The organism is Vibrio sp. qd031 (assembly GCF_002100145.1).
Taxonomy (GTDB): Bacteria; Pseudomonadota; Gammaproteobacteria; order Enterobacterales; family Vibrionaceae; genus Vibrio.
On the sequence record NZ_JXQD01000034.1, the window covers coordinates 1 to 1,019 of the forward strand.

General features: G+C 53.0%; 2 protein-coding genes. Both read right to left on the reverse strand.

Translation table 11 applies throughout. The annotated features are described in order from the left end of the window. A partial coding sequence (locus ST37_RS18260) for a transposase zinc-binding domain-containing protein (RefSeq protein WP_172401026.1) occupies window positions 1-406 on the reverse strand: 406 nt, incomplete at its 3' end. Next, window positions 403-1,019, reverse strand: a 617-nt coding sequence (locus ST37_RS18265) for a tyrosine-type recombinase/integrase (protein ID WP_143698249.1), incomplete at its 5' end; no start/stop codon positions are given. The genes ST37_RS18260 and ST37_RS18265, both read right to left, overlap by 4 nt.

Below are 1,019 nucleotides of genomic sequence, written 5' to 3' on the forward strand. Positions count from 1 at the left end.
CGCCTCTGCTCTGTCTGTGAGCAAAGCTTTTTAGCACACCAGCGGCGACTTGGAACATCGCACTGTAGAGTGCTTTGGGGGCTTTGCGTGCCAGTGGCCTGAGTTGGTAGGGTAAGGTGAAGGTCACCATAAAGTAATGAACAGGCAACAACTTCTGCTTTTGTCTCTTTAGCCAGTCTGAGGTGGTGCGGTGTAGGCACTGCGGGCAGTGGCGATGCCCACAAGAGAGTGGCCGTCGGTCATCAAAGTGGCAATGAGCACAGTACCATTGAGATTGCCCTAGCTTCTCAGTCTGACATCGTAGCATCGCGTGCATGGCTATACGCATGTCGTCGGTTATTCGATGGCCATGGTGACGTTCAAGCTCAGCTTTATGAGCGCGAAGCAGGTCGATAAAGGTGCTCATACTCCCTCCCACATAATGATCAGTGCATCGGTCAGTTGATTGATGGCTAACGCCGCATCCTTTTGTTTTAGTTGGGTCATGCGGGTGTAACGGGCAGTGGTGTTGAGACTGGCGTGCCCAAGTAAGATCTGCAACGAACGCAAGTCCATTCCTTGCTCAAGTAGGTGGGTCGCAAAACAGTGTCTCAGCGAATGAGGGGAGATGGGTTTGTTGATCCCACAGTCCTTGAGCACCATTTTCATCGCTTTTTGCACGCCGCCTCGATCCATAGGGACGGTAGGCATGACTCCTTTCCCAGGGAAAAGGAGCTTAGGGTGCCGATGCGTTGTCCAGTAGGCACGCAAAGCGTTCAGCGTTCGAAGTGGCAGAGGAACGAAGCGGTCTTTGCCCCCTTTACCGTCTCGAATGTGCACTTGCATTGAGTGTGCATCAATATCTTGAACGGTCAGGTTAAGCGCCTCACCGAGTCGAAGCCCCATAGAATATAACGTCAGGAAAAAGACCTGATAGCGGCGCTGGCGAGTCATGGTGATGAGCAGTGCGACCTGAGGGGCCGTGATGACATCGGGTAACTTTTTAGTGCGAGGTGGCCTGACGATGTTTAGCCACTCCC